Raw genomic sequence first — 26,876 nt, 5'->3', positions numbered from 1 at the left:
CCACAACCCCGGCCGGCGGGCACCGCGGCCGGCCCGCGGCCGGGAGCGTCGCGCCCGTGTCCGCTCCCCTCCCCGCCGGCGCCGAGGCCCGCTGCTGGACGGTGGTCGGCCCCGACGGCGCCGTCGACGTCGAGGTCCGCGCCTCCGACGACGCCCGGCTCGACACCGTGCTGGTCCCGCTGGCCGCCGCCCTCGGCACCGCGGCGGCGGGGCTGTGGTCCGGCAGCACCCGACTGCCCGGGGAGCTCCTCCTCACCGACGACCGCCTGGTCCACGGCGCGGTCCTGGGCCTGGGCCGCCCGGTCCCCCCGTCCGGCGAGCCGGCCGCCAGCCCCCTGGAGCTGCACGTGGTCGGCGGGCCCGCCGCGGGCACCGCCGTCCCGCTGGCCACCGGCCGGCACGTGCTCGGCCGCGGCGCCGGCGCCACGCTGTCCCTCCCCGATCCGGGGGTCTCCCGTCGGCACGTCGCGCTGGACGTCGGCGCCAGTGGCATCACCGTGACCGACCTCGGCTCGACCAACGGCAGCCGGCTCGACGACGCCGACCTCGACGGCGCGGCGCACCCGTGGCGCCCCGGGGCGGTGCTGCGGCTGGGCGCGAGTTCGGTGACCGTCACCGGACCACGGGACGGGCGCGCGGCGCTGCGGCCCGGGCCGGGCGGCCGCCGGCTCGTCCGCCCGGGCGTCCCGCCGCCCGCGCACCGCCCGGAGGTGGAGGTGGCGTGGCCGGACCCGCCCGCTGCCGCACCACGGCGCCGGTTGGGCTGGGTGGCCGTCGTGCTGCCGGCGGTCGCCGGGGTCGCGCTCGCGCTGGTGCTGTCGGCACCGACCTTCCTGTTCTTCGCACTGCTCGGCCCGCTGGTGGCGGTGGGCAGCTGGGCGTCGGACCGGTGGAGCGGGTCGCGCACCGGCCGGCGGGCGGCCGCGGCGCACGCCGGGGAGGTGCAGGAGACCCGCGCCCGGCTGGCCGAGGCGGTCCGGGCCGACGTCCGGGCGGCGCGGGCGGCCGCTCCCGACCTGGCGGCGCTGACCGCCGCGGCGCGCCGGCGGACCACCCTGCTGTGGTCCCGCCGCCCCGGGGACGCGGCGGCGCTGACCGTGCGGGTGGGGACCGGCGCGGGCCCCACCCGGGTGGTCCGCGTCGAGGCGGGCCGGCGGCTGCCCGAGGCGGCGGCCGACCTGCCGGTGACCGTCGACCTGCGCCGGACCGGGGGCCTGGCCGTGACCGGCCCGCGGGAGCCCGCGCTGGGGGTGGTGCGGGGGCTGCTGGCGCAGCTGGTCGCCCTGTCCGCACCCGGCGACGTCGACGTCGCGGTCCTCGCCTCCGCCGGGCGTGCGGCCGACTGGTCCTGGGCGCGGTGGCTGCCGCACCTGCCGGCGGGCGCGGTCTCGGTCCACCTCCCGGGGCCCGGAGCCGACCCGGCGCTGCCCTCGTGGCTGACCGGCCTTGCCGACGGGTGCGGGGACGCCGAGGGGACGCCGGTCCTCGTCGTCGACCGGCCGGTCGACCCGGCGCTCGCGGAGCTCCTGCGCCGGTGCCGCGAGCGGGGCGCGGTGCTGCTGGCACTCGCCCGCCGCGGCGAGGACCTCGGCGGCTGCGTCCCGGCCGTCCTCGAGGTCGGGGGCGAGACCGGCGACACCGGGCGGCTCGGCCTCGGCGACGGTGCCCTTTCCGCCGAGGTCGTCGTCGACCGGCTGCCCCTCGCCGCCGCGGCACGGCTCGCCCGCGCCCTGGCTCCCCTGGCGCCCGCCCGGCAGGGCGCGGGGCTGCCGCGCACCGTGCGCCTGCTCGACCTGCTCGCGGACGGCCGGGACCTGCCCGCCGGGGAGGTGCCGGTCGCGTGGTCGGCCACGCGGTCGTCGCTCACCGCCCGGCTGGGCGTGACCGCGGACGGCGCAGCCGGGGTCGACCTGGTGCGGGACGGGCCGCACGCCCTGGTGGCGGGGACGACCGGATCGGGGAAGTCCGAGCTGCTGCAGACGCTGGTCGCCGGGCTCGCGCTGGCGCACCCGCCCGACCGGTGCTCGTTCCTGCTGGTCGACTACAAGGGCGGCGCCGCCTTCGCCGAGGCCGTCGCGCTGCCGCACACCGTCGGCCTGGTGACCGACCTGGACGGCGCGGCCACCGCCCGGGCGTTGCGGTCGCTGACCGCGGAGCTCTCCCGCCGCGAGGCGCTGCTGGCCGCGGCGCGGGTCCCCGACCTCGCGGCGCTCCCGCCGGAGGTGGAGCTGGCGCGGCTGGTGATCGTCGTCGACGAGTTCGCGGGCCTGGCCGAGGAGCTGCCGGAGTTCGTCGCCGGCCTGGTCGGCATCGCCCAGCGGGGCCGCTCCCTCGGCGTGCACCTGGTGCTCGCGACCCAGCGCCCCGGCGGCGTGGTGTCCCCCGAGATCCGGGCCAACTGCTCGCTGCGGCTGTGCCTGCGCACCACCGACGAGGCCGACTCGCGCGACGTGCTCGGCAGCGGGGTCGCCGCGACGGTGCCGGCCGACCGTCCCGGCCGCGGGTACCTGCGCACCGGCAGCGGCCGCCCGGTCCCGTTCCAGGCGGCACGGGTGTCGCTCGGCCCCGCGGCGGCTGCCGGCCCGACGGTGACCCGCTGGTCCTGGCCGGCACCCCCGGCGGGGACCGCGCCCGGGAGGCCCGCCGGCCCGACCGACCTCGCCCGGGTCACCGCGGCGACCACCGGCCACGCCGCGGCGTCGGGCGCGCGGCGGCCGCACCGGCCCTGGCAGCCGGCGCTCCCGGAGGAGCTGAGGACGACCGACCTCCCCGTCGCGGGCGGCCCTCCGACGCGGCTGGTGGTGGGGCTCGTCGACCGCCCCGACCGGCAGGCGCGGGAGCCGCTGCTGCTCGACCTCGACCGCGGCGGCGGCTGGCTGGCCGTGGGCGGTCCACGCAGCGGCCGCACCACCCTGCTCCGCACGGTGCTCGCCGAGGCCGTGGAGCGGCTGTCCCCCAGCCGCCTGCACGTGCACGTCCTCGACCACGCCGGTGGCGCGCTGGCCGCCGAGGCCGCCGGCCTGCCGCACAGCGGGACGGTGGTCGGCGGCGGCGACGCGCTGCGCACCGTCCGGCTGGTGTCCCGGCTGGCCGCGGAGGTCGCCGGGCGGCGGGCCGGAGGAGGTGCGGACTCCCCGGCGGTCCTGCTCCTGGTCGACGGGGTGGACGCACTGCTGGCGCAGCTGGACGAGGCGGTCCCGGGGCAGGGCGCGGCCGAGTTCCTCCGGCTGGTCCGCGACGGCGGCGCCGCCGCGCTGACCTGCGTCCTGACCGCCGACCGCGCCGTGCCCGGGGGCCGGCTGGCCGCGGCCGCGGGGACCCGCCTGGTCCTCCCCCTGCCCGACCGCGCCGACTACGCCGTGGCCGGCGTGCCGGTCCGCGCGGTCCCCGGCGCGCGCCCGCCGGGCCGGGCGCTGCTGGGCGGGGAGGCGCTCGAGTGCCAGCTCGCGCTGCCCCGGCCGCTGTGCCGCACCGCGCCGGCCGCCCCACCGGGCGCCGGGCCGCTGGTCGTCCCCGAGCTGCCGCCGGACCCGCCGCCGGTGCAGCCGCCTCCCGGGGAGGGCACCGACCTGCTCCGCCGCGTGCCGCTGGGTCCCGGCGGCGACGAGGGCGAGCTGCTCACCGTCGACCTGCTGCGCACCGGCGGGCTGCTCGTCGTCGGCCCGCCCGGCAGCGGCCGCACCAGCACCCTGGCGGCGCTGGGAACGACGCTGACGGCGGTCGGCGTCCCCGTCGTGCGGGTGGCCCGGGGCGGCCGGTCCGCGCCGGACGGGCTGCCGGTGCTCCCCGCCGACGACGTCGCGGGCTGGCGGGCGTGGTGCGCGGGCCTGGCCGGGCGCCCGGGCGCGGTGCTGCTGGACGACGCCGGGACGCTCGCCGACTCACCCGTGGGCACCGCCCTCACCGGCGGCGACCGCACCGACGGCGACCGCACCGACGGCGAGGTGCTCGTGCTCGCCGCCGGGACGGCCGGGGAGCTCTCCCCCGCCTTCCGCGGCCCGGTCGCCGAGCTGCGCCGCGGCCGCAGCGGCCTGCTGCTGTGCCCGGGCCCCGGCGACGCGGACCTGCTGGGCACCCGCCTGCCCCGGACGCCGGTGCCGGTCCGGCCGGGGTCGGGCTGGCTGGTCACCGCCGGGACCCCGCAGCGGGTCCAGGTCGCCCGCGCGCGGCGGGCGGGCCGGTGACCGGCCGGTCAGAGCAGGTCGAGCGCCGGGCCGATCTCCTGCGTGGCGTACCAGGCCAGCTCGTGCCCCTCGGCCTGGTCGACGACGAACTGCGCCTCCTCGCTGCCGAGGTCGGCCTCGAGCACCACGGCGACCGCGGCGCGCACGTCCTCCTCGGCCTCGGCGCCGTCGACGTGCGCGCTGGCCACGTCGGCGAGCGCGACGTCGGCGGTGACCCGCACGGCGCCGGGGTCGGTGTCCGGGTCGTCGATCTCGGTGACCGCGCCGTCGGGGACGTCGGCGGCGAGCACCACGCGGCGGCGGGCGGCCGTGGGGTCGACGTCGACCAGCCGCAGGCTGGCCCGGGCGGCGGCGAGCAGCGCCGCGTACTCCAGCTCCTCGACGTCGGCCGCGGCGTCGCTGAGCGCGTAGTGGTCGCGCAGCCGCGGGGTGACCGCGAAGCCGGTGTGCGGCCCGCTCAGCCGGCCCTCGTCCACGAGCGTGCGGAGGACGCTCGTGGTCGCCGGCAGGTAGATCCGCACCCGGCCGCTCCTCTCCTGTCGGGGAAGGCGACCGTATCCCGCACCCCCGGCGCGGGTCCGCCGCCGGGTCAGCGCACGGAGTCGGCGAGCGCCCCGACCTCCTGCTCGACGAGGTCGGCCAGCACGTCCACGTCCCCGACGCCGTCCCGGTCGGCGTTGAGCCCGACGTAGACGTGCCCGTCGTAGCTGGTCATGCCGACCGCCAGGCCCTGCCCGCCGACGAGCGGGACCACGGGGAACACCTCGAGCATCCGGCTGCCGGCGGCGTACAGCGGCACCTGCGGGCCCGGGACGTTGGTGACGACGAGGTTGAACATCCGCCGCGACAGCCCCCGGGCCGCGCGCGCACCGAGCGCGTGCAGCGTCGGCGGGGCGAAACCGGTCAGCGCGACGAGCGTGTCGGCGCGGACCGAGCGGCCCGAGCCGGTCACCCCGCGCATCGCGTAGCTGAGGCGGGCCAGCCGCACCCACGGGTTGGGCTCCCCGACCGGCAGGTCGACCAGGTAGGCCGCCACGCTGCTGCCCGGCGCGTCCTGCTCCTCGCCCTGCACCGACACCGGCACCAGCGCGCGGACGGCGGTCGAGCCGAGCACCGGCTCGCCGCGGGACAGCAGCCAGTCGCGCAGGGCGCCGCTGAGCACGGTCAGCAGGACGTCGTTGATCGTGCCGCCGTGCGCGTTGCGGATTACCTTGAGGTCCTCGAGGTCGGCGCGCGCGACGGCGACCCGCCGCTGGTTGCCCAGCGTGCGGGCGAGCGGGCCGTGCGGTGCCGGGACGACCGCCGAGCGGGCCGCCCGCACCAGCCCTCCGGCCACGCCCCGCACCCGCGCCGCGGTGGAGCGCAGGTCACCGACCGCCGACCGTGCGGTCTCGAGCACCGCCGTCGGGCGCTGCACGTAGTCCCCGAGCGCGTCGCGGACCAGCTCGACCGGGCCGGGCACCCGCCGCGGCGCCCAGTCGTCGGCCGACGGGACCGGCGCGTCCGGCGAGGGGTCGAGCAGGACCTGCGCGATGTCCACGGCGCCCAGGCCGTCGACCAGCGCGGGGTGGGTCTTGGTGACCACCGCGACCCGGCCGCCGGACAGGCCCTCGACCAGGTAGACCTCCCACAGCGGCCGGCCGCGGTCCAGCGGGCGCGAGGTCACCCGGGAGACCAGGTCGAGCAGCTGCGCCTCGGTTCCCGGGCGCGGCACCGCCGACCGCCGGACGTGGTAGGCGACGTCGAAGTCGGGGTCGTCGGCCCACACCGGGTTGGCCAGGTGGCCCGGCACCGGCACGATCCGCTGCCGGTAGCGCGGCACCAGCGGCAGCCGCGCCTCGACCAGCTCGGCGAGGGTGTCGAGACCGCCCTCGACCGGCTCCAGGACCAGGACTCCGGCGACGTGGATCGGCACCCCGTCGTCCTCCAGGTAGAGGAACGACGCGTCCAGGGTGCTCAGCCGCTCGGCCATAGTCCTCCTCCGGATCGGGAGCCCACCGTACGTCGCGGGCGGAGGCCGGCACACCTGCAGGACGGGGAGGCGCCGGGCCGGGACGGCGGCGTCACCCGGCCCTCCGGCGGAGACGGCCGCGCCGGCCCGCGGAGGGCTCGGGCACCCGTGCGAGCCCGGCGGCGAGCGACCGCAGGGCGGCGCGCAGCGGGGAGCCGGGGGCCACCTCGGCGAGCGTCCGGCCGGAGGCGAGGGCGGCGTCGGTGGCGCGGCGGTCGGCCGGCAGGAACGCGCGGACCCCGCGGCCGGAGAAGCGCTCGAGGGCGCCCGCGATCTCCTCGCGCGGGTCCCCGGGGACCGGCCCGCGGCGCACCTGGTTGACCACGACCGCCGGCTCCACCTCCGGCAGCAGGTCGCGCAGCTGGCCGAGGGCGCGGACGGTGCGCTGCAGCGCCACCGGGTCGGCGCCGCTGACGCAGAGGACGTCGTCGGCGGACTCGAGCACGGTCACCGTGGCGCCGTTGCGCCGGGGCGCGGCGGTGTCGAAGGACAGCTCCTCGTCCTCCTCGAGGTTGAACGCGCAGTCCACGACGACGAGGTCGGCCGCCCGCCGCGCCTCCGTGAGCACCGCGGCGACCGCGGCGGGCCGCAGCTCGGGCCAGCGGTCGGCGCGCGCCAGCCCGGTCAGCACGGCCAGGTGCGGGCGGACCGACCAGGCCAGCCGGGTGAGCGCGGCGCCGTCGAGCGTGCCGGCCGCCGCCTGCCGCGCCGCCCCGGCCAGCCCCGGCGACTCGTCGAGCAGCCCGAGCACCTGGGCGACCACGCCGCCGTAGACGTCGGCGTCGACCAGCAGCGTGGGGACGCCGAGGCGGGCGGTCTCGTCGGCGACACCGACCGCGACGGTGGTCCGGCCGGGCGCGCCGGTCGGGCCCCACACCGCCACGACCCGGCCGCGCGGGGGCCGCTGCTCCTCCGGCTCCGGCCCGGACAGCGCCGGGCCGGGCAGCGCCGCGGCCGGGGCGGCGACGTCGCGCCCGGCCGCCGGCCCGCCCGCGACGGCGACCCGCAGCGCGCGCACGACGTCCTCGGCCGGGGCGTCGGCCGGCAGCACCGTCCCCACGCCGAGGGCGCGCAGCCGGTCGCCGGCGCGCTCGTCCCCGGGATCGGCCAGCCCGACGACGGCCACCCCCGCGGCGGCCAGCCGGGCGACCGCGTCGCCGTCGAGCCGGTGCAGGTCGGCCGACAGCAGGGCGGCCTGGGCGGTGCCGGTGGCCGCGGTGGCCAGCAGGTCCGAGGCGTCGACGCAGCGCCGCACGACGGTGACGCCGTGGTCGGCGCGGTCGAGCGCACCGACCAGCGCCGCCTCCCACGGCGCGCCGGTGACCGCGGTGACGACCTGCAGCGCCATCAGGCGGCGGGCGCGGCGGGGGCACCGGCCGCGGGGTCGACGGCCACCGGCGGGGCCACGGGCGCCACCGGCGCGGGCGCGGGCTGCACCGGCGGGACGGGCACGGGAGCCGGACTCGGGCCCGGCGTCGGGGTCGCAGGCGGCGACGAGGAGGTCGGCACCGACGACGAGGTGGCGGCCGACGACGAGGTGGCGGCCGACGACGAGGTGGCGGCCGGGGACCGGGGGACCGCGGGCGCACGGGTGTCGTCGACGGACCCGTGCACCACGACCACCAGCGGCCGGCCGCCGATCGCGGCCAGCACGTCGGGCGCCTCGTCGGCGGCCACGCCGACCACCACCTGCACGGTCGTGGTCGTCGTCGAGAGGACGCCCTCCGCCCGGCCGCTGACTGCCTGCACCGGTGCCGAGCCGACCACGAGCACGACGCCCTCCCCCGTCGCGGTGCCCGCCGGGTCGGTGACGCCGTAGACGTCGACGACCGAGCCGCGGACCAGGCCCGGCGGCACGTAGCCGGCCTGCACCGGCAGCGCGACCTGCACGAGGTCCTCCGGCTCCTCCAGCACGGTCCGGGGCAGCAGCTCGCCGGTCCGGACCGCCCGGGCGAGGGTCCGGCCCGCGGGGTCGGTGCCGGTGGACAGGTAGGCGCCGGCGGCGTCGCCGAGCCGGACGTCGACGGCGGCCAGGTCCTCGGGGCCGAGCACGGTGCCGGCGGCGAGGTCGGCGGTCACCGACCACACGGGCACGGTGGCGTCGGCGGCGGTGAGCACGCGGGCTCCCAGCAGCACCGAGCCCAGGACGAGCAGCACGCCGAGCACCAGGCGCAGGTCCAGCCAGCGGGGCGGGCGCACGCGGCGCGGCACCGGCCCGGCCGGCGTCTCCGCGGCGGGGCCCGCCGGCACCGTGCGCGTCGCAGCGCTCACCGGGCGCTCCTCCCTCCGCTGGCCGGGCATCCCCCGGCGGCCCGCCGACCGGCGGGCGTCCGTCCCGACCGGCACGGCGAGGCTCGGTCGGACGCAGATGATGCGGTACGGATGCGGATGCGTGCACCGGTTGTCCACACGTTCGGGTGTGGACGGGAAGCGTGCGGGTGAGTGCGTTCCTGACAGACTGGCGGGGACCGGACGGAGAGCCCCATGCCCACACCGCGCTTCCTGACCCTCGACGACGTCGCCGAGACGCTCAACGTCTCGTGGTCGCAGGCCTACGCCCTCGTGCGGCGGCGGGAGCTGATCGCCATCCAGATCGGCGGCCGCGGCCAGTGGCGGGTCGAGGTCGACGAGCTGGAGCGCTTCATCCAGCAGAAGTACGCCGAGGCCCGCGCCGGCGCGGTGCCCCCCGCCGACGAGGTCGCGGCCGACGGCGCGGAGGCCACCGGGGACGAGGTCCCGGCCGGCGAGGCGCCCGCCCGGGGACGGCGCCGCACCCGCTGAGGTCAGGCGGCGCCGGGCGCGAGCGTCCGCACCACGGCGACCGCCGCGAGCACCACCGCCCGCACGCCGCGCACCGCGCCGGCCCGGCGGAAGTCGTCGGCCGCGTGCTCGGCGAGCTCCACGAAGTCGGCCCCCACCCGGTCCACCGTCCCGGTCAGCACCCCGCCGTCGTCGAGGACGACGGCCACGGTGCTGCGGTCGCGCGCCAGCCCGCGCAGCGCCCGGCGCAGGTCCATCGCGGCCCGGACGGCCGACGGCGGCGCGGCGGCGGCCGTGGTCCGCACCAGCCCGGACACCGCGACGACGGCCGGCAGCGCCACCAGCACCTCGCGCCCGCAACCGTCGTCGAGCAGCGCCCAGTCCGGCCCCAGCCCGGTGAGCAGGCCGGCCACCTCCCCGGCGCCGCGGCAGCGCAGCGACACGTGTCCGCCCACGGCCCCGCCGAGCCGGTCCGCCAGCCGCAGCGCCCCGACCTCCGCGCGGGACCGGGACGGGAGCTCGGCCCGTTCCTCGGCCACCGCGGCCGCCTCGAACTCCGCCTGCAGGTCGGCGAACAGCTGCTGCCAGCGCACGTCGCCGAGCCTAGATCCACAAGGACTCTTGCGTTTGATCGTATTTGCTTGCTTCAGTACGCCGACGTCAACGCAAGGAGGGCTCGTGTCGGCACGTCGACTCGTCATCACGACGGCGGTCATGGCCGCGTTGGCCGCCGGGCTGCGTGCGCTCACCCCGGACCTCGCCGCTCTCCTGCGCAGCGGCGGCGACCTGCAGGCCCTCGTCGACACCGCCGGCCCCGAGGCGTTGCTGCTCGACGCGGTCGCGGCCGCCGCCTGGGCCGTCTGGGCCTGGGGCGCGCTGGGGCTGGTGCTCACCGCGCTGTCGGCGCTGCCCGGCCTGGCCGGAGCCGCCGCCGGCGTCCTCCTGCGGCGGGTGGTCCCGGCGTCCGGCCGGCGGGCCGCCGCGCTCGTCCTCGGCGTCGGCCTGGTCACGGCGCCGGTGCTGACCGGGTGCGCGACCGCGGGGCCCGTCGTCGTCGCGACCACCGGCGCGCCGGCCCCGCTGGCCGTCCCCGACTGGCCGGCGCCCGTCCCCGCCCCCGCGGCGCCCGCCCCCGCCCCCGCGGCGCCCGTCCCCGCTCCCGCGGTGCCCGACTGGCCGATGCCTGCCCCCGGCGAGCACGTCGTGCTGCGCGGCGAGTGCCTGTGGACCATCGCCGCCGCCGACCTGCGCGCCCGCACCGGCGTCGAGCCCCCCGACTCCGCGACCGCCGCCGCCGTCGGCCGCTGGTGGGCGGCGAACGCGGCCGTCATCGGCCCCGACCCCGACCTGCTGCTGCCCGGTCAGGTGCTGCGCCCGCCGCCGTGAGGGCCGCACCCCGCCGAGCCCGTCCGGCCGCTCCCCCGGCCCCGTCGCCCCCACCCCGACCCGACCCCGGGAGCTCCCGTGACCGCGTCCACCCAGCCCGTCCCCCCGACCGCCGCGCCGCTGCGGACCCTGCGGCTGAGCCTCGTCCCGCCGCTGCACCCGCCGCTGACCGGACCGGCCGTCGCCCTGGTCGACCCCACCACGCCGCCACCCCGTCCGCCGCACCGGCCCGGTCCGCGGCCGGCGCCGGAGGGACCCCGCCGCCGCAGGCCGGACCTCTTCGCCCCGGCCTGGTCGGTACGGGCCGACCTCCCCGACCCCCGCGCCACCGGGCGGCTGCTGTTCACGACCGTGCTCGAGGCGCTGGCCGGCCGCCGGCCGCTGTCCCAGGTGCAGCGGCTCGCCTCCCCCGGCGTGCACGCCGCGCTCGTCGCCGGACGCCGACCGGTCTGGTGCGCCGCCGGCACCGCGCCGCTGCTGCTCGGCCCGGTGCACGTGTGCGAGCCGGTCGACGGCGTGGCGGAGGTCAGCGCGGTGGCGCGGCGGGCCGGCCGCGCGCACGCGGTGGCCGCCCGGCTGGAGGGCATCGACGGCCGCTGGCGGTGCACCGCCCTGTCGATCGGCTGACGGTCAGGTCCGCACCCGCGTCGGGTGGGCCGCCGCGCCCGGACGGACCACGAGGACCCAGCGGAGACCGACGAACCGGGCGAGGCCCACCACGCCGCTGACCGCGATGACCGCGAGCGCCGACGCCAGCGGACCGGCGGAGACCGTCCAGGCGTCGAGCGCGGCCAGCGTGAGGCTGGAGGTCGCCAGCCCGGCCACGGCGATCCCCCCTCCGGCCCACTGCGCCGTCGCCCAGCCGACCCGGTCGCCGGCGCGGAAGGTCAGCCGGCGGTGCAGCTCGTTGGCCACGGCCGTCGAGGCGACCACCGCGACGAGGTTGGCCAGCTGGTCCCCGAGCCCGGACAACGCCAGGAACAGACAGGCGTAGACGACGTTCGCCGAGCCGCCGACCAGCACGAACCGGACGAACTGCGCCGGCACGCGGTCACTGCGGAGCCGGTCGAGCAGCGTCGGCGCCGGGGCCGCGGGGGCCCGCGTCCCCACCCGGTCGGGTGGAGGGGCGAGGACGGTCCCGGGCATGCGGCCAGGCTCCTCGCTCCCCGGCTCCGGCACATCAGGGAAGACCCTCATCCCGCACCTGATCCCGGGACGACGGCGCCCCGCCGACCACGGGGGTCGGCGGGGCGCCGGGGTGTGCGCGGGAGCGGTCAGCGACCGGCAGCCCCGTGGCAGACCTTGTACTTCTTGCCCGAGCCGCAGGGGCACGGCGCGTTGCGGGCCGGCTCCTTGGTCCCGGTGACCGTGGCGGTCTTGGCCGCCTTGGCCGGGCCGCTCTCCTTCGGCGAGGCGTCGAGCGAGGGCGCCGAGTAGCTCAGGTCCTCCTGCCGGCGCGGCTCGTCGAGGCCCTTGACCGCCAGCTGCGGCCCGGTGCCCGACGGCGCCGGGGCCTCCGCCTCGGGCGTCGCCGGGGCCGCGGGCCGGGTGCCGCTCCTGCGGGCGGTGGGCCGCCCGGCCGGGGCGCCGGTCGAGCGGCGGGCCGCCGGCCCGCCGGACGGCTTGGCCATCGACACGGGCGCGGCCCCGTCGTCGGCAGCGGAGGCAGCGGCCGGAGCGGGGGCAGGGGCAGGGGCAGGGGCAGGAGCAGGCGCAGCGGCGCCGTCGGCGGCCGGGGCGGGCGCGGCAGCCGCGCGGGCCGCGGCCTCCTGTGCCGCCCGCTGCCGGGCGAGCACGCGGGCGGTGCCCTCCTGCGCGGCGGCCAGCGCCTTGGCCTCGGCCTCGGCCTGCTGGGCCCGGGCCTCGGCCTCCTGCTGCTCCCTGGTCTTGACCTCCAGGTTGAACAGGAAGCCGACCGACTCCTCCTTGATGCCGTCGAGCATCGCGGTGAACATGTCGTAGCCCTCGCGCTGGTACTCCACGACCGGGTCGCGGTTGGCCATCGCGCGCAGGTGGATGCCGGCCCGCAGGTAGTCCATCTCGTAGAGGTGCTCGCGCCACTTGCGGTCGAGCACGGAGAGCAGCACCCGCCGCTCGAGCTCGCGCATGACCTCCGAGCCCAGCGCCGCCTCGCGCTCCGCGTAGGCCCGGTGCACGTCCTCGAGCAGCTCGGTGCGCAGCACGTCGGCGGTCAGGGCCGCCTGCTCGCCGTCGGCCACCCGGTCGATCAGCTCCTGGCGGTCCAGGCCCACCGGGTAGAGCGACTTGAGGCCGGTCCACAGCTGCTCGAGGTCCCAGTCCTCGGCGTAGCCGGTCTCGGTGGCGCCGTCGACGTAGGCGCGGACGACGTCGTCGAGCATGTGCTGCACCTGCTCGTGCAGGTCCTCCCCGTCGAGCACCTTGCGGCGCTCGTCGTAGATGACCGTGCGCTGCCGGTTGAGCACCTCGTCGTACTTGAGGACGTCCTTGCGGACCTCGAAGTTCTGCTGCTCGACCTGCGTCTGCGCCGAGCGGATGGCCCGGGAGACCATCTTCGACTCGATCGGCTGGTCCTCGGGGACCCGCAGCGTGGTCATCATCGACTCGAGCATCGGGCCGTTGAACCGGCGCATGAGGTCGTCGCCGAGGGAGAGGTAGAACCGCGACTCCCCCGGGTCGCCCTGCCGGCCCGACCGGCCGCGCAGCTGGTTGTCGATGCGGCGGCTCTCGTGCCGCTCGGTGCCCAGCACGTAGAGACCGCCGGCCTCGGCGACCTCCTCGTGCTCGGCCTTGACCTGGTCCTTGGCCGCGGAGAGCGCCTCGTCCCAGGCGGCCTCGTACTCCTCCGGGGTCTCCGACGGCGACAGGCCGCGGGCGCGCAGCTCCTCGTCGGCGATGAACTCGGGGTTGCCGCCGAGCTGGATGTCGGTGCCACGGCCGGCCATGTTGGTGGCCACGGTGACCGCGCCGAGCCGCCCGGCCTGGGCGACGATCGCCGCCTCCCGCGCGTGGTTCTTCGCGTTGAGGACCTCGTGCGGGATGCCGCGGCGCAGCAGCAGCCTGGACAGGACCTCGGACTTCTCGACGCTCGCGGTGCCGACGAGGACCGGCTGACCCTTCTCGTGCCGGTCGGCGATGTCGTCGATGACCGCCTCGAACTTGGCCTTCTCGGTCTTGTAGACGACGTCGGAGCGGTCCTCGCGGACCATCGGCCGGTTGGTCGGGATCGGGACGACGCCCAGCTTGTAGGTCTGGGAGAGCTCGGCCGCCTCGGTCTGGGCGGTGCCGGTCATCCCGGAGAGCTTGTCGTAGAGCCGGAAGTAGTTCTGCAGCGTGATCGTGGCGAGGGTCTGGTTCTCGTCCTTGATCTGCACCTTCTCCTTGGCCTCGATGGCCTGGTGCATGCCCTCGTTGTAGCGGCGGCCGGCCAGCACGCGGCCGGTGAACTCGTCGACGATGAGCACCTCGCCGTTGCTGACGATGTACTGCTGGTCGCGGTGGAAGAGCTCCTTGGCCTTCAGCGCGTTGTTGAGGTAGCCGATCAGCGGGGTGTTGACCGCCTCGTAGAGGTTGTCGATGCCGAGCTGGTCCTCGACGAACTCGACGCCCTCCTCGGTGACGGCGACCGTGCGCTTGGCCTCCTCCACCTCGTAGTGCTCGTCCCGCTTCATCAGCGGCACGATGCGCGCGAACTCCACGTACCACTTGCCGGCGGACTCGGCCGGGCCGCTGATGATCAGCGGCGTGCGGGCCTCGTCGATGAGGATCGAGTCGACCTCGTCGACGATCGCGTAGTGGTGGCCGCGCTGCACGAGGTCGGCCTTGGACCAGGCCATGTTGTCGCGCAGGTAGTCGAAGCCGAACTCGTTGTTCGTGCCGTAGGTGATGTCGCAGGCGTACTGCTCGCGGCGGTGCGCGGGCTTCTCGCCGGACAGGATCGTGCCCACCGACAGGCCGAGGAAGCGGTGCACCCGGCCCATCCACTCGGCGTCGCGCTTGGCCAGGTAGTCGTTGACCGTGACCACGTGCACGCCCTCGCCGGTCAGGGCGTTGAGGTAGGCCGGCAGCACGCCGGTCAGGGTCTTGCCCTCACCGGTGCGCATCTCGGCGATGTTGCCCAGGTGCAGCGCGGCGCCGCCCATCAGCTGGACGCGGAAGTGCCGCTGGCCCAGCGTGCGGGTGGCCGCCTCCCGGACGACGGCGAACGCCTCCGGGAGCAGCTGGTCGAGGGTCTCGCCGTCCTCGTACCGCTGCTTGAACTCGTCGGTCTTCGCCCGGAGCTCCGCGTCGGTGAGGTCGGCGACGTCGCCCTCCAGGGACTCGATCGCGTCGGCGATCCGGTCCAGTCGTCGGAGGATCTTGCCCTCACCGGCTCGCAGGATTCTCGAGAACACCACGACACCAGCGTAGGCGGCCCGGCCAGCACCCCGGGGACGCCGCACGTACCCTCCGCCGGGTGGCCACCGACCCCGCCGCCCTCGGGCCCGGCGCGCTCGCCTTCCTGACCGAGCGCCACCTGGCCACGCTGACCACGCTGCGCGCCGACGGGAGCCCGCACGTGGTCCCCGTCGGCGTCACCTACGACCCGGACACCCGCACCGCGCGCGTCATCACCTCCGGCGGCTCGGCCAAGGCCCGGCACGTCCGCGCCGGGCAGACGCGGGTCGCCGTCTGCCAGGTCGACGGGCGCCGGTGGCTGACCCTCGAGGGGACGGCGGTCGTGCGCGACGACGCGGCCGCGGTGGCCGACGCCGAGGCCCGCTACGCGCGGCGGTACCGGCAGCCGCGGGAGAACCCGGCGCGGGTCGTCGTCGAGATCTCGGTCGACCGGGTGCTCGGCAACGCCTGAGGAAGGACCCCGTCCTCCCCACCCCTCGCAGGCCCGGCAGACGGACCCCCTGCCCCCCACCGCTCGCACGCTCGCGGCGGACCCCTGCAGGGGGCCGGGGACGGGGCCGAGACAGACCACCGGACATGCACGACCCTGATCCCGTGGAGCTCACCGGCATCGACCTGACCACCGAGGTGGTCCGCACCGCCCGGCTGGTCCTCCGGCCGTTCACCCCCGACGACGCCGGCGCGGTGCACCGCGCCACCCAGGACCCGGAGACGCAGCGCTGGATCAGCGCCGCGCCGGTGCCCTACACGCTCGCCGACGCCCGCGCGTTCGTGGACACGGTGGTGCGCCAGCGCGCCGAGGGCACCGGACTGCCGGTGGTGGTCGAGGCCGACGGCGAGTTCGTCGGCACGGCGGGTCTGGTGTTCGGCGGGCGGCACCTCGGCCCGGAGATCGGTTACTCGGTGGCGCCGTGGGCGCGGCGGCGCGGCTACGCCACCGAGGTCACCGACGGCCTGGCCGGCTGGGCCTTCGCCCACGGGGCGCCCCGGGTGCACCTGGTGGTCGACGTGGACAACCCCGCCTCGCAGGCGGTGGCGCTGCGGGCCCGGTTCACCCGCGAGGGCGTCGTCCGCTCGGCCCTGCCGCGGCGCGACGGCACCCGCGCCGACGCCGTGCTGTTCGGCCGGCTGGCCGCCGACTGAGGACCGGCCCTCCCCGACGGGCACCGCGGCCGCGGGGCGGACCGGCCGGGCGCGGCTCCCGGGGCCCGGACACGGCGGAGGGGCCGCGCCGGCACGGCACGGCCCCTCCGGGACGGTCAGCGCGGGACGGCGGCGGGCTCGGCCGGTGCCGCGACGTGGGAGGACCCGGTGCCCAGCGGCGGCTCCACCAGCCGGATCAGGCCGTAGTCGAACGCGTGCCGCCGGTAGACGACGGTCGGCTGGCCGGTGTCGGCGCACTGGAAGAGGAAGAAGTCGTGGCCCACGAGCTCCATCTCGTGCAGGGCCTGGTCGACGGTCATGGGCACGGCCGGGTGGTGCTTCTCCCGCACGATCCGGCCGGGCAGGTGCTCGTCGAGGTCGGTGACGAGGGGCTCCCCGGCGAACTGCTGCTCGACGTCGGGGATGCCGAGCGCCGGGGTCTCCAGCGGCGCGGCGGTGGGACCGGCGACCCGCACGCTGGGCGGGGTGCGCCGGCCGTGGTGCACGCGGCGGCGGTCGTTCGCCCGCCGCAGCCGGTTGTCGAGCTTGCCGCAGCACAGGTCGAGGGCGGCGTAGAAGTCCGGCGCCGCGGCCTCGGCGCGGACCACGGGTCCCTTGCCGCGCAGGGTGATCTCCACGCGCTGGCAGTTGGAGGACTGGCGGGGGTTCTTCTCGTGGAACAACTCGACGTCGATGCGCGAGAGCTTGCCGTCGAACCGTTCGAGCTGACCGACCTTGTCCTCCACGTGCTGCCGATAGTGCTCGGGCACCTCGACGTTGCGACCACGGACCACGATCTCCATCAGACCTCCCGGTCATCGGGTGTGATCGATGCAACGCTAGTCGCTGTCACGTGGGCCGGACAGTCGATCAGCGGGACTCCCGCGACGCCCTCGGGGAGCCGTCCGGGAAGCACCCAGGTGGCGCCGCGCGGACCGGCCGGGGGCCGGGACGGGGCGTCGCGGCGACGACGGCGGCCAGCACCGGCGTGTCACCGTCCGGGCGTGTCGCGGCCAGCGCGGCGGCCGCCTCGGTGAGCGTCGCGCCGCTGGTGACGACGTCGTCGACGACCACGAGCACCGCCCCGGTCGGGAGCCGGACCGGGCGGACGGCGAAGGTGCCGGCGAGGTTGGCCCGCCGCTGCGCCACCGACAGCCCCGCGGAGTCCCGCACCCGCCCGGTCCGGGTCAGCAGCCGGACGCACCCGGCGGGCACCCCCGCGGCGCGCAGGTCGTCGGCGGCGGCCGCGGCCAGCTCCCGGACGCAGTCGCGGCCGCGCGCCCGCAGCGCCGCCCGGGTCGGCGGGAGCGGGACCAGCAGCACCGGCCGGCCGGGCAGCAGCACCGCGTGCACGCCGACGGCCCGGCCCAGCGCCGCCCCGAGCGGGCCGACGAGCTCCGCGCGGCCGTGCTCCTTGAACGCGGCGACCGCGGGGCGGACCGGCCCGGCATAGGCGCCGGCGGCCACGGTGGGCGGCATGCCCGGCGGGAGCCGGCGCGGCGTCGCCTCGCGCGGTGCGCCGAGCAGGGCCGCGCACCGCCGGCACAGCGCCGGGCCGGGCACACCGCAGCCCGCGCAGGTGCGCGGGAGCACGAGGTCGGCGAGCGCCGCGCCGAGACCTCCCACCACCCCAGCCTGCGGCTCCTGGCTCCCCGGCACCCGGGTCCGACCACATCTGTGGAGAGCGGCCCCTCTGCAGGCAGAAGGACCCTCGTCCTCCTCCCCGCTCGCGAGCTCGCGGCGAGCCTCTGCACGAGGCCTGGCGCGAGCCTGCGAGTGGCGGGGGCAGAGGGGTCCTCCCGCTACACCGGGTAGAAGGGCTCGGTGCCCGGTACCGGCTGCTGGCCCCGCAGCAGCGTCACCCAGGTGCCGCCGACCAGCAGCCACATCGTCCCGCCGGCGCTGACCAGCGGCAGCTGGCCCGGCGCCGTCGCCAGCGCCGTCGGCGCGCTCGGCAGGCCGGCGGTGGGCACCGTCGCCAGCCCCCACCCGTCGACGCCGACGACGTAGGGCACCACGCCCTCCTCGCCGTCGGCGAGCACCATCAGGCTGCCGGCGGTGCGCCAGCCGACGTCGACCACGGCGGTCAGCGACGGCGCCACCTCGCGCAGGTCGCGCAGCGCCACCTGGCCCTCGTCGGAGCGCACGACCGTGCCGACCAGCAGCACGGCGTCGTCCCCGCGGGTGACCACCGCGGCGGCGCGGACACCGTCGGGCGAGAGCTGCAGCGCCGTCGCCCGGCCCTGCCCGGGCAGGGTCGGGGCGTTCACCGGCTGCGGCTGCCCGGAGGCCGGCACCCGGACGACGGTGCTCTCGTCGCGGACCACCCAGAACTCCGGCCGGGTGGCCGCGACCGTCGGCACCGACAGCCGGCCGGCGCCGGTGATCACCGGGGCCAGGGGCTGGCCGTAGGGGCCCGCCAGCAGCGACGCGGTGCCCCCGCTCACCGAGACGCCGGCCATCGCGGTCAGGGCGCTGGTGCGCGGGTCCGCGGACACCGCCGCGCCGGTCAGCCCGTAGGCGCCCTCGCCGGCCGGCCCGGGTGCGGGCTGCCCGTCGACGGTCATCAGCCGGCCGGCGTCGAGGTAGTGGCCGTCGGCGTCGGCGGGCACCGAGTCCGGGCTGTAGGAGGCCCAGTCGTCGGTGCGCTGGACGGTGGGGACGCCGTCGATGGCGACCGGCTCGCCGTTGCTGGTCACCTCCACCGAGTTCGTGCCCTCGAGCTGGTCCAGCGTCCACACGAGCTGGGCGGCGAGCTGGGCGAGCTGGTTGGGCGCGAGGTCGTCGAGGCCGGCGAGGTCGACGGTGACCGTCGCCCCCGAGACGGTCACCGCGCGGGTCAGGGTCACGCCGCCCAGCGCGTTGGTGACGCCGGCGGCCAGGGCCGGCGAGGGGCCCTCGACCAGCCGCTGCACCAGCGTCGTCGGCTGGGCGTCCCCGGAGACGAGGTACCGCGGGTCGGGCACCACGCGGGTGCCGGTCGGGTCGACGAAGTAGACGGCGAGGTCGTCGTAGAGGCGCTCGAAGTCGGGGACGAGCATGACCAGGCCGTCCGGCGGGTTGGTGATCCGCCACTCGCCGCCCACCTCGGCCAGCGTGAACTCGCGGGTGAAGACCGTGTCGTTCGGGGCCGAGAAGACGCCGCGCGGGTCGACGGTGCCGACCAGGTCGCCGGTCATGACCACGGCGCCCGAGCCGGTGGTCACCGTCGCGTAGTCCGGGCCCACGAGGGTGATGCCGGACTCGTCGGACCAGGTCGCGGCCGCCTCGGGGGTCAGGTGCTCGACGGCGACGGGATGGCCGTTGACGGTGCTGGCGGCGGCGTCGATGAAGCCGCGGACGATCTCCTCCGGCGGCGCCCCGGCGCGCGGGCCGAGCGGCTCGATGCCGACGTCGCCGGTGGGCCGGGCCTGGGCCTCGGTGATCGCCTGCGGCGCGGATCCGGTGGGCACGGTCGAGCACGCGGCGAGCAGCCCCACCAGCAGGGCGGCCAGCGCGGCCGGCAGCCGCCTCACCGCCGCTCCCCCGGCCGGCGGACGATCGTCGGTCGCAGCGGCAGCGGCGAGCTGGTGAGGTCGGTGCCGGCCACCAGCGGGACGGTGAGCCGGAACTGCGCGCCCAGGCCCGGCTGGCCCCAGACCTGCAGCCAGCCGCCGTGCAGCCGGGCGTCCTCGAGGCTGATCGACAGGCCCAGCCCGCTGCCGCCGACGGTGCGCACCCGCGACGGGTCGGCCCGCCAGAACCGGTCGAAGACGTGCGCCGCCTCGGCCGAGGACAGTCCGACGCCGTGGTCGCGGACGGTGACCGCCGCCGCCGTCCGGTTGGCCGCGAGCGTCACCTCGATCGGCTGCCCGCTGCCGTGCTCGACGGCGTTGCCGACCAGGTTGCGCAGGATCCGCTCGACCCGCCGCGCGTCGACCTCGGCGATGACCGGGTCGGCCGGGCCGGTGACCCGCAGCTCGCAGCCGTGCCGCTCGGCCAGTGCGGTCATCCCGTCGGCCACCCGGCCCACCAGCGCGCCGAGGTCGGTGGGCGCCCAGTCGAGGACGGCGGCGCCGGCGTCGTAGCGGCTGATCTCCAGCAGGTCCGACAGCAGCCGCTCGAAGCGGTCGAGCTCCTCGTGCAGCAGCTCGGCCGACCGCGCCACGTGCGGCGGGAAGTCCCCGCGCGACTCGTGCAGCACGTCGGCGGCCATCTGCACCGTCGTCAGGGGGGTGCGCAGCTCGTGGCTGACGTCGGAGGTGAACCGCTGCTGCAGCTGGGACAGCGCCTCCAGCTGGGTGATCTGCTGCTGCAGGCTGTCGGCCATGGCGTTGAAGCTGGTGGCCAGCCGGGCCAGGTCGTCCTCGCCGCGGACGGTCATCCGCTCCTCGAGCTGGCCCTCGGCCAGCCGCTGCGCGGTGCCGGCGGCGCGGCGCACGGGGTCGACGACCAGCCGGGTCACCAGCACGCCGATCCCGGCCACGAACAGGGTGAGCGCGATGCCGCTGATCGCCACGGTGCTGCGGATCAGCGACAGCGTCTCCTGCTCCTGGTCGAGCGGGAACGCGTAGTACAGCTCGATCGCCTCGGAGGAGGAGACGTCGCCGGGGACGGGCACCCCCACCAGCAGCGTGGGCTGCGGCTCGCCGGTGTCGTCGGGGACGAGCGCGTACTGCGTGTACTGGCCGCCGCCCTGCACGCCCGCCCGGAGGTCGTCGGGCAGCGCGGGGTAGACGCCGGGCCGGCTGATCGCGGGCGGCCGCTCGGCGTTGCCGGTGCGGTAGACCATGACGACGTCGAAGTCACCGGCCGAGCCGCCGCGGGTGAGCAGCCCGTTCACGGTGCGGCCCAGGGTGGCGCGGACGCTGGCGGCGTCACCGGCGGCGATGCCCACCACCTCCGACCGGGCGTAGACGACGCCGGCCTGGGCCTGGTCGATCGCGGCCTGCTCCTTGACCGACAGCAGCTGGGTCCGGATCTGGCTGAACAGCACGAGGCTGACGATCACCACGACCGTGCCGGCCACGACCATCGTGATCGCGCCGATGCGCACGTGCAGCGACCGCCGCCAGGTGGTGACCGCCCGCCCGGCCAGCCGGCGGGCGCGGATCCGCGCCCGGACCGCCCGCCGGCGGAGACCGCGGCGCAGCTCGGGCAGGTCGGCCGGCCGCCGCCGGGACGCGCGGGCCGGGGCCGGGCGCGCCGGCGCCGGGGCGGTGTCGCGGTCGTCCGCCGGTGCCGCCGGCGCCCGCTCGGTGGTGCTCACGGGATCACGGGGGGCCGGCCTTGTAGCCGACGCCGCGGACGGTCAGGACGATCTCCGGCTTCTCCGGGTCGCGCTCGATCTTGGCCCGCAGCCGCTGCACGTGGACGTTGACCAGCCGGGTGTCGGCGGCGTGCCGGTAGCCCCACACCTGCTCGAGGAGCAGCTCGCGGGTGAACACCTGGCGCGGCTTGCGGGCCAGGGCGACCAGCAGGTCGAACTCCAGGGGCGTCAGCGGGATCGGCGAGCCGTCCCGGGTGACCTGGTGCGCCGGGACGTCGATGTGCACGTCGCCGATGGACAGCGTCTCGGCCTGGCCGGTCTCGCCGCGGCGCAACTGGGCGCGCACCCGGGCGACCAGCTCGACGGGCTTGAACGGCTTGGTGACGTAGTCGTCGGCGCCGGCCTCGAGCCCCTGGACGACGTCGATGGTGTCGCCCTTGGCGGTGAGCATGACGATCGGGACGGTCGACTGGCTGCGGATGTCCTGGGCGATCTGCAGGCCGTTGCGGCCGGGCAGCATGAGGTCGAGCAGGACGATGTCGGGCCGGGTCTGCTGGAAGACCGACAGCGCCCGGTTGCCGTCGGAGACGAAGGCGGGGTCGTAGCCCTCGCGCCGCAGGACGATGCCGAGCATCTCGGCGAGGGCGGCGTCGTCGTCGACGACCAGGACGCGGCCGCGACTGGGCCCGTTGTTCGCTGCGGTCGGAGGCACGTGACCATTCTGCGACGTCACGACCGGATAACGGTGGCGCCGGACCGAATCACCGGTCCGGCGCCACCGTCCGTCCCATCCTCCCCGCCCGCAGGGCGAGTCCTCCCCTGCCCGCAGGGCGGGGCGAGGGGCTGGAACGGCCCCTCTGCAGGGCCCCGCGCCGAGCCTGCGAGGCGGGGGGGGGCAGAGGGGTCCTCCGTCAGTAGCGGTAGTGCTCGCTCTTGTACGGGCCCTCGACCGGCACGCCGATGTAGTCGGCCTGCACCTTGGTGAGCTCGGTGAGCTTCACGCCGAGCGCGTCGAGGTGCAGCCGGGCCACGTGCTCGTCGAGCTTCTTGGGCAGCACGGTGACGGTGGGGGTCCTGCCCTCGTAGGCGGCGCGGTTGCCCCACAGCTCGATCTGGGCGAGCACCTGGTTGGAGAACGAGGCGCTCATGACGAAGCTGGGGTGCCCGGTGGCGTTGCCCAGGTTCAGCAGCCGGCCCTCGGAGAGCACGATGATCGTGTGGCCGTCGGCGAAGCGCCACTCGTCGACCTGCGGCTTGATCTGGGTCCGCTGGATGCCCGGGGTGCGGGCGAGGCCGGCCATGTCGATCTCGTTGTCGAAGTGGCCGATGTTGCCGATGATCGCCTGGTGCTTGGTCCGCCCGAGCTGCTCGGCGGTGATGATGTCGCGGTTGCCGGTGGCGGTGATGACGATGTCGGCCTTGCCGATGACCTCGTCGAGCGTGGTCACCTCGTAGCCGTGCATCGCCGCCTGGAGGGCGTTGATCGGGTCGATCTCGGTGACGATGACCCGGGCGCCCTGGCCGCGCAGCGACTCCGCGCAGCCCTTGCCGACGTCGCCGTAGCCGCAGACCACGGCCACCTTGCCGCCGATCATGACGTCGGTGGCGCGGTTGATGCCGTCGATGAGCGAGTGCCGGCAGCCGTAGAGGTTGTCGAACTTGCTCTTGGTGACCGAGTCGTTGACGTTGATCGCCGGGAACAGCAGCCGGCCGTCGCGGGCGAGCTCGTACAGCCGCATGACGCCGGTGGTGGTCTCCTCGGTGACGCCCTGGATGCCCTGGCCGATGCGGGTCCAGTAGCCGGCGTCGGTGCCCAGGCTCTCGCGCAGCGCGGTGAGGATGACGCCGTACTCCTCGGAGTCGGCCTCGGTGGTGTCCGGGACGGCGCCGTCGGCCTCGAAGCGGGTGCCCAGGTGCACGAGCAGCGTGGCGTCGCCGCCGTCGTCGAGCAGCATGTTCGGGCCGACGACGGTGCCGTCCTCGTCGCGGAACTCGAACAGCCGCTGGGTGCACCACCAGTAGTCCTCGAGGGTCTCGCCCTTCCAGGCGAAGACCGGGACGCCGGCGGGCTGCTCGGCCGTGCCCTCGGGGCCGACGACGATGGCGGCGGCGGCGTGGTCCTGGGTGGAGAAGATGTTGCAGGAGACCCAGCGGACGTCGGCGCCGAGCGCGACGAGGGTCTCGATGAGGACGGCGGTCTGCACGGTCATGTGCAGCGAGCCGGCGATGCGGGCGCCGGCCAGGGGCTGCTCGTCGCCGTACTCGGCGCGCAGCGCCATCAGTCCGGGCATCTCGTGCTCGGCGAGCTGGATCTCCTTGCGGCCGAACGGCGCCAGGGAGAGGTCGGCGACCTTGAAGTCGCCGTCGGTCAGGACGCGGGTGCCGGTAGAGGCGGTCATGTCGCTCCAGGGTCGAGGCCCCCACCGGCGGCGGGGACTCGGGGTCACTGAGGTGAGCGAGCATGCCGAGGCTTCGGCGGGGCTCGTGCCGTCGTCCAGCCTAACGCAGCGGGCCCGGCGGGCTCAGCCCTCGCAGCCGACGCCGTCGCCGTCGCCGTCCAGGGACGGGTTCCAGCCGGGGTCGCCCTCACGGAGGGGTGCGGCGCCCGCGGCGCGCACCGCGGCGCAGTCGGGATAGGGCGTCGCCGGCGCCGGCGGCGCGCTCCCCGGCGCCTCCTGGCCCGGGAGCGGGCCGCGCCCGGGCAGCGGCTCGTCCGGGCAGGCGTCCAGCACGCCGGCGACGGCGTCCCGCTCGGCGCGGGTCATCCACAGCCCGTAGGTCACCTTCACGGCGACCTGCCGGGCCACGTACGCGCACCGGTAGGACCGGGCCGGCGGCAGCCAGGTGGCGGCGTCGGAGTCGCCCTTGGCCTGGTTGAGCGGGCCGTCGACGGCGAGCAGGTTGAGCGGGTCGTTGGCGAACTCGGTGCGACGGTCGGCGTCCCACTGCTGGGCGCCCTTCTGCCAGGCGTCGGACAGCGCCACGACGTGGTCGATCTGCACCGCCTCGCTGGTCCCCTCGCCGCGGCGGAACGCGATGGTGCGGCCGGAGTACGGGTCCACGAGGGTGCCGCTGACGACGACGCAGTCGCGGGTGCCCGGCTCGAAGCGCTCCCCGGTGAGGTCGCGGGCCAGGACGTCGTTGCGGGTGTCGCAGCCGTTCTGGTCGGTGTCGACCCAGCCGTCGCCGAACTCGTCGCGGGAGTACCCGGTCTGCGGCGCGCGGCCGCGGACCTCGACGGAGTCCAGCGCCTCCAGCGCGCTGCCGGCGGACGGGACGGCGGGCGGGTCGCCGAGCAGGGCGGCGCACCCGGACCCCAGCGCGGCCACCAGGCCCAGCGCCAGCGCCGCCCGCAGCGGGGCGGGGCGGGGCCGGGCCGGTCGGAGGTGCACGACCGACGCTACGTCCGCGGCCGCGTCCCCGGCAGCCGCGACACGCGCCGCGTCAGCGCGGGTTCGTCAGCGCGGGTTCGTCAGCGCAGGTTCGTCAGCGCAGGTTCGTGGTCGCCCGGTAGAGGACCGCGGGGCCGCGGGCGGTGACCGGGGCGCCGGCCGGCACGAACGCCGACCGGCCCCTGGTCAGCCGGACCTCGCCGTCCGTGGACTCCAGGACCGCCTCCCCCTCGGTGCACAGGAGGACCTGCGGGCCGCGGGTGGTCAGGGACCCGGCCAGCTCGTCGAGCTGGCAGCGGGTGAGGTCGAAGTCGTCGACCGGCACCGGGTAGCGCAGCCCGCCGGGGCCGAGCACCGGGTGCAGCACCGGGATCTTGCCGTCGGAGAAGTCGAGCACCTCGATGAGCGCCGCGAGGTCGACGTGCTTGTTCGTCAGCCCCCCGCGCAGCACGTTGTCCGAGCTGGCCATGACCTCGACGCCGGCCCCGGACAGGTAGGCGTGCAGGTTGCCCGCCGGCAGGAAGACCGCCTCACCGGGGGCGAGCTTGAGGTGGTTGCACATCAGCGAGATCACCACGCCGGGGTCGCCCGGGTACTTCTCGGCCAGGGTCGTGGCCCAGCGGTAGGTGTTGATGAACTCCGGGTCGTGCGCGGCGACGAACGTGGCCGCCCTGAGCGCGACGACCTCCACCAGGTGCGTGCGCCGCTTGCCCGACAGTGCGAGCAGCTGCGGGATGGCCGCCTGCAGCCCGCCGCGGGCCAGCGCCGCGATGGTCGGCTTGAGCTCGGGCAGCTGCAGCTTGGCCAGGCAGTGCAGCGACTCCTCGACCGGCCGGAAGCCGCACAGCGCCTCGAAGGTGGTCAGCGCGAGCAGCAGCTCCGGCTTGTGCCACGGGTCCTTGAAGGTGCGGGTCGGGTCGTCCTTCGGGACCCCGGCCGCCTCCTCCGCGGCGAAGCCGGCCCGCGCCTGCGCCATCGTCGGGTGGGCCTGCAGCGACAGCGGGCTGTCGGCGGCCAGCACCTTCATGAGGAACGGCAGCCGCGGGCCGAAGCGCTCGTGCACCGCGGGCCCGAGCAGGGCGTCGGGCCGCTCCTCGATCGCCTTGTCCAGCGGCGTGCCGTCCGACAGCGTGCTGGGCAGGTCGGGGTGCCCACCCATCCAGAGCTCCGCGTAGGGCTGCTCGGCCGGGACGGTCTCGCCCAGCAGTTCGGGGATGACGGTGCGGCTACCCCAGGGGTAGTGCCGGACCGCGCTGGTCATCTGCCACATCACCGGGCAGGTTAGTGCCGGGTGGCCCGCGTGTCCGGTCCTCCGCCCCCTTGTCCTCCCCTGGAGTGGTGCCCGGGCTCAGTGGGCGGCGGCCCCGTGCGCGGCCCGCTCCTTCCTCCGGTGGAACAGCAGGGTCACGACGGCGACGACCACCGCGCCGACGACGAGCCCGACCAGAGCGCTGGCGAACGTGTTGACCAGCCACCCCACGACGCCGCCCAGGGCACCGGTGGCCTCGTGTGCCGCCTCCTCCAGGTGGTGCACCGCGCCGTAGACGGCGTGCAGCCCGAGCTCGTCGCTGCCCACCAGCAGGATGTGCCCGCCGACCCACAGCATCGCGGCGGTCCCCACGACGGTGAGCCCGGTGAGCAGCTTCGGCATGCCCTTGACCAGCCCGCGGCCGAACCCGGCCACGCCCTTCCTGTCCGACCGCGACAGCCGCAGGCCGGCGTCGTCCATCTTCACGATGAGCGCGACGACGCCGTAGACCAGGACGGTGATCGCCACGCCGACGACGGCGAGGATGGCCAGCCGCGACCAGAAGCCCTCGCTCGCCACCTCGTTCAGCGAGATGACCATGATCTCGGCCGACAGGATGAGGTCGGTGCGGACGGCGCCGCGCACGAGGGTGTTCTCGTCCGGCGGCTGTCCCTCGGCGTCACCGTGCGCGGCGGAGTGGCCGCGCAGCCGGTGCCAGACCTTCTCGGTGCCCTCGTAGCAGAGGAAGGCGCCGCCGAGCATGAGGATCGGCGTGAGCAGCCACGGCAGGAACTCGCTGAGCAGCAGGATCGCGGGCAGGATGATCAGCAGCTTGTTGCGCAGCGACCCCATCGCGATGCGCCTGACGATCGGGATCTCGCGCTCGGCGGCGATGCCCTGCACGTACTGCGGCGTCACCGCGGTGTCGTCGACGACGACACCGGCGGCCTTGACGCCGGCCTTGGCGGCGGCGGCCCCGACGTCGTCGATGGAGGCGGCCGCGGCGCGGGCCAGGAGTGCCACGTCGTCGAACAGGGCTACGAGTCCACCGGCCACGGGAGGTCCTTCCAGTCGGTCAGCAGTCGGGTGCGCTCACGGTCGATCGCGGTCCGGTACCCCGGACCGG

The 26,876-nt window shown here is 76.9% G+C and carries 22 protein-coding genes; 6 read left to right on the top strand and 16 right to left on the bottom strand.

Annotated elements, in window-relative coordinates:
* Nucleotides 1–56 precede the first annotated feature (56 nt).
* Nucleotides 57–4,184: an FtsK/SpoIIIE domain-containing protein gene (locus ACFO3M_RS17380; protein ID WP_387991561.1), complete on the top strand. Its 4,128-nt coding sequence runs from the start codon at nucleotides 57–59 to the stop codon at nucleotides 4,182–4,184.
* Between the two features lie 8 nt (nucleotides 4,185–4,192).
* Here ACFO3M_RS17380 and ACFO3M_RS17375 read toward each other — a convergent pair whose 3' ends face one another.
* From ACFO3M_RS17375 to ACFO3M_RS17360, 4 genes are all read right to left on the bottom strand, one after another.
* Entirely contained in the window at nucleotides 4,193–4,705 is a 513-nt protein-coding gene (locus ACFO3M_RS17375; RefSeq protein ID WP_387991558.1) for a DUF6912 family protein, read from the bottom strand.
* Nucleotides 4,706–4,773: 68 nt separating this feature from the next.
* A complete protein-coding gene (locus ACFO3M_RS17370) occupies nucleotides 4,774–6,156 on the bottom strand; it encodes a WS/DGAT/MGAT family O-acyltransferase (protein ID WP_387991555.1) in 1,383 nt (460 codons plus the stop codon).
* A 91-nt stretch (nucleotides 6,157–6,247) separates the two neighbouring features.
* The gene (locus ACFO3M_RS17365) at nucleotides 6,248–7,543 is read right to left on the bottom strand and encodes an AAA family ATPase (protein WP_387991552.1); all 1,296 of its coding nucleotides are present in this window, start codon (nucleotides 7,541–7,543) and stop codon (nucleotides 6,248–6,250) included.
* Nucleotides 7,543–8,466: an SAF domain-containing protein gene (locus tag ACFO3M_RS17360; protein ID WP_387991549.1), complete on the bottom strand. Its 924-nt coding sequence runs from the start codon at nucleotides 8,464–8,466 to the stop codon at nucleotides 7,543–7,545. The genes ACFO3M_RS17365 and ACFO3M_RS17360 overlap by 1 nt, the downstream gene beginning before the upstream one ends.
* Nucleotides 8,467–8,679: 213 nt before the next feature.
* On the opposite strand from ACFO3M_RS17360, the gene ACFO3M_RS17355 reads away from it, so the two are divergent.
* Entirely contained in the window at nucleotides 8,680–8,976 is a 297-nt protein-coding gene (locus ACFO3M_RS17355; protein WP_387991546.1) for a helix-turn-helix domain-containing protein, read from the top strand.
* A gap of 2 nt (nucleotides 8,977–8,978) precedes the next feature.
* On the opposite strand, the gene ACFO3M_RS17350 is transcribed toward ACFO3M_RS17355, so the two are convergent.
* Nucleotides 8,979–9,548, bottom strand: a complete 570-nt coding sequence (locus ACFO3M_RS17350; protein WP_387991543.1) for a hypothetical protein — start codon at nucleotides 9,546–9,548, stop codon at nucleotides 8,979–8,981.
* Nucleotides 9,549–9,633: 85 nt separating this feature from the next.
* Between ACFO3M_RS17350 and ACFO3M_RS17345 the strand changes: the two genes are divergently transcribed.
* Complete coding sequence (locus tag ACFO3M_RS17345) at nucleotides 9,634–10,341, top strand: LysM peptidoglycan-binding domain-containing protein (protein ID WP_387991541.1); 708 nt, start codon at nucleotides 9,634–9,636, stop codon at nucleotides 10,339–10,341.
* Between the two features lie 78 nt (nucleotides 10,342–10,419).
* Entirely contained in the window at nucleotides 10,420–10,968 is a 549-nt protein-coding gene (locus tag ACFO3M_RS17340) for an Rv3235 family protein (RefSeq protein WP_387991538.1), read from the top strand.
* Between the two features lie 3 nt (nucleotides 10,969–10,971).
* On the opposite strand, the gene ACFO3M_RS17335 is transcribed toward ACFO3M_RS17340, so the two are convergent.
* Both ACFO3M_RS17335 and secA read right to left on the bottom strand, forming a co-directional pair.
* Nucleotides 10,972–11,487 (bottom strand): GtrA family protein, encoded by a 516-nt coding sequence (locus ACFO3M_RS17335; protein WP_387991534.1) that lies wholly within the window; start codon nucleotides 11,485–11,487, stop codon nucleotides 10,972–10,974.
* 128 nt (nucleotides 11,488–11,615) lie between these two features.
* On the bottom strand, nucleotides 11,616–14,717 hold the full coding sequence (gene secA, locus ACFO3M_RS17330) for a preprotein translocase subunit SecA (RefSeq protein WP_387991531.1): 3,102 nt from the start codon (nucleotides 14,715–14,717) through the stop codon (nucleotides 11,616–11,618).
* A gap of 59 nt (nucleotides 14,718–14,776) precedes the next feature.
* On the opposite strand from secA, the gene ACFO3M_RS17325 reads away from it, so the two are divergent.
* Nucleotides 14,777–15,169, top strand: coding sequence for a TIGR03618 family F420-dependent PPOX class oxidoreductase (locus ACFO3M_RS17325; protein ID WP_387991528.1), 393 nt, complete (start codon nucleotides 14,777–14,779; stop codon nucleotides 15,167–15,169).
* Between the two features lie 143 nt (nucleotides 15,170–15,312).
* Nucleotides 15,313–15,861, top strand: coding sequence for a GNAT family N-acetyltransferase (locus ACFO3M_RS17320; protein ID WP_387991525.1), 549 nt, complete (start codon nucleotides 15,313–15,315; stop codon nucleotides 15,859–15,861).
* Nucleotides 15,862–15,977: 116 nt separating this feature from the next.
* On the opposite strand, the gene hpf is transcribed toward ACFO3M_RS17320, so the two are convergent.
* The 9 genes from hpf to ACFO3M_RS17275 form a co-directional block, all read right to left on the bottom strand.
* Entirely contained in the window at nucleotides 15,978–16,664 is a 687-nt protein-coding gene (hpf, locus tag ACFO3M_RS17315; protein WP_387991522.1) for a ribosome hibernation-promoting factor, HPF/YfiA family, read from the bottom strand.
* A 67-nt stretch (nucleotides 16,665–16,731) separates the two neighbouring features.
* Nucleotides 16,732–17,487 (bottom strand): ComF family protein, encoded by a 756-nt coding sequence (locus tag ACFO3M_RS17310; RefSeq protein WP_387991519.1) that lies wholly within the window; start codon nucleotides 17,485–17,487, stop codon nucleotides 16,732–16,734.
* A gap of 176 nt (nucleotides 17,488–17,663) precedes the next feature.
* Complete coding sequence (locus ACFO3M_RS17305) at nucleotides 17,664–19,376, bottom strand: LpqB family beta-propeller domain-containing protein (protein ID WP_387991516.1); 1,713 nt, start codon at nucleotides 19,374–19,376, stop codon at nucleotides 17,664–17,666.
* Nucleotides 19,373–21,109, bottom strand: a complete 1,737-nt coding sequence (gene mtrB / locus ACFO3M_RS17300) for an MtrAB system histidine kinase MtrB (protein WP_387991513.1) — start codon at nucleotides 21,107–21,109, stop codon at nucleotides 19,373–19,375. The genes ACFO3M_RS17305 and mtrB overlap by 4 nt, the downstream gene beginning before the upstream one ends.
* Before the next feature lie 4 nt (nucleotides 21,110–21,113).
* Nucleotides 21,114–21,821: an MtrAB system response regulator MtrA gene (gene mtrA, locus ACFO3M_RS17295; RefSeq protein ID WP_387991509.1), complete on the bottom strand. Its 708-nt coding sequence runs from the start codon at nucleotides 21,819–21,821 to the stop codon at nucleotides 21,114–21,116.
* Nucleotides 21,822–22,020: 199 nt separating this feature from the next.
* On the bottom strand, nucleotides 22,021–23,508 hold the full coding sequence (gene ahcY / locus ACFO3M_RS17290) for an adenosylhomocysteinase (protein ID WP_387991506.1): 1,488 nt from the start codon (nucleotides 23,506–23,508) through the stop codon (nucleotides 22,021–22,023).
* A 123-nt stretch (nucleotides 23,509–23,631) separates the two neighbouring features.
* Entirely contained in the window at nucleotides 23,632–24,501 is an 870-nt protein-coding gene (locus ACFO3M_RS17285) for a GmrSD restriction endonuclease domain-containing protein (RefSeq protein WP_387991503.1), read from the bottom strand.
* A gap of 94 nt (nucleotides 24,502–24,595) precedes the next feature.
* Nucleotides 24,596–25,762 (bottom strand): mannose-6-phosphate isomerase, class I, encoded by a 1,167-nt coding sequence (gene manA / locus ACFO3M_RS17280; protein ID WP_387991500.1) that lies wholly within the window; start codon nucleotides 25,760–25,762, stop codon nucleotides 24,596–24,598.
* 87 nt (nucleotides 25,763–25,849) lie between these two features.
* Nucleotides 25,850–26,806 carry a DUF808 domain-containing protein gene (locus ACFO3M_RS17275; RefSeq protein WP_387991497.1) on the bottom strand — a complete coding sequence of 319 codons (957 nt, stop codon included), beginning with the start codon at nucleotides 26,804–26,806 and terminating at the stop codon, nucleotides 25,850–25,852.
* Nucleotides 26,807–26,876: the final 70 nt, after the last annotated feature.

It is taken from the genome of Geodermatophilus arenarius, assembly GCF_042654585.1.
GTDB classification, from domain to species: Bacteria; Actinomycetota; Actinomycetes; order Mycobacteriales; family Geodermatophilaceae; genus Geodermatophilus; species Geodermatophilus arenarius.
Note: the sequence above shows the minus strand (reverse complement) of the source record. Positions and strands in the feature narration are given on the sequence as shown.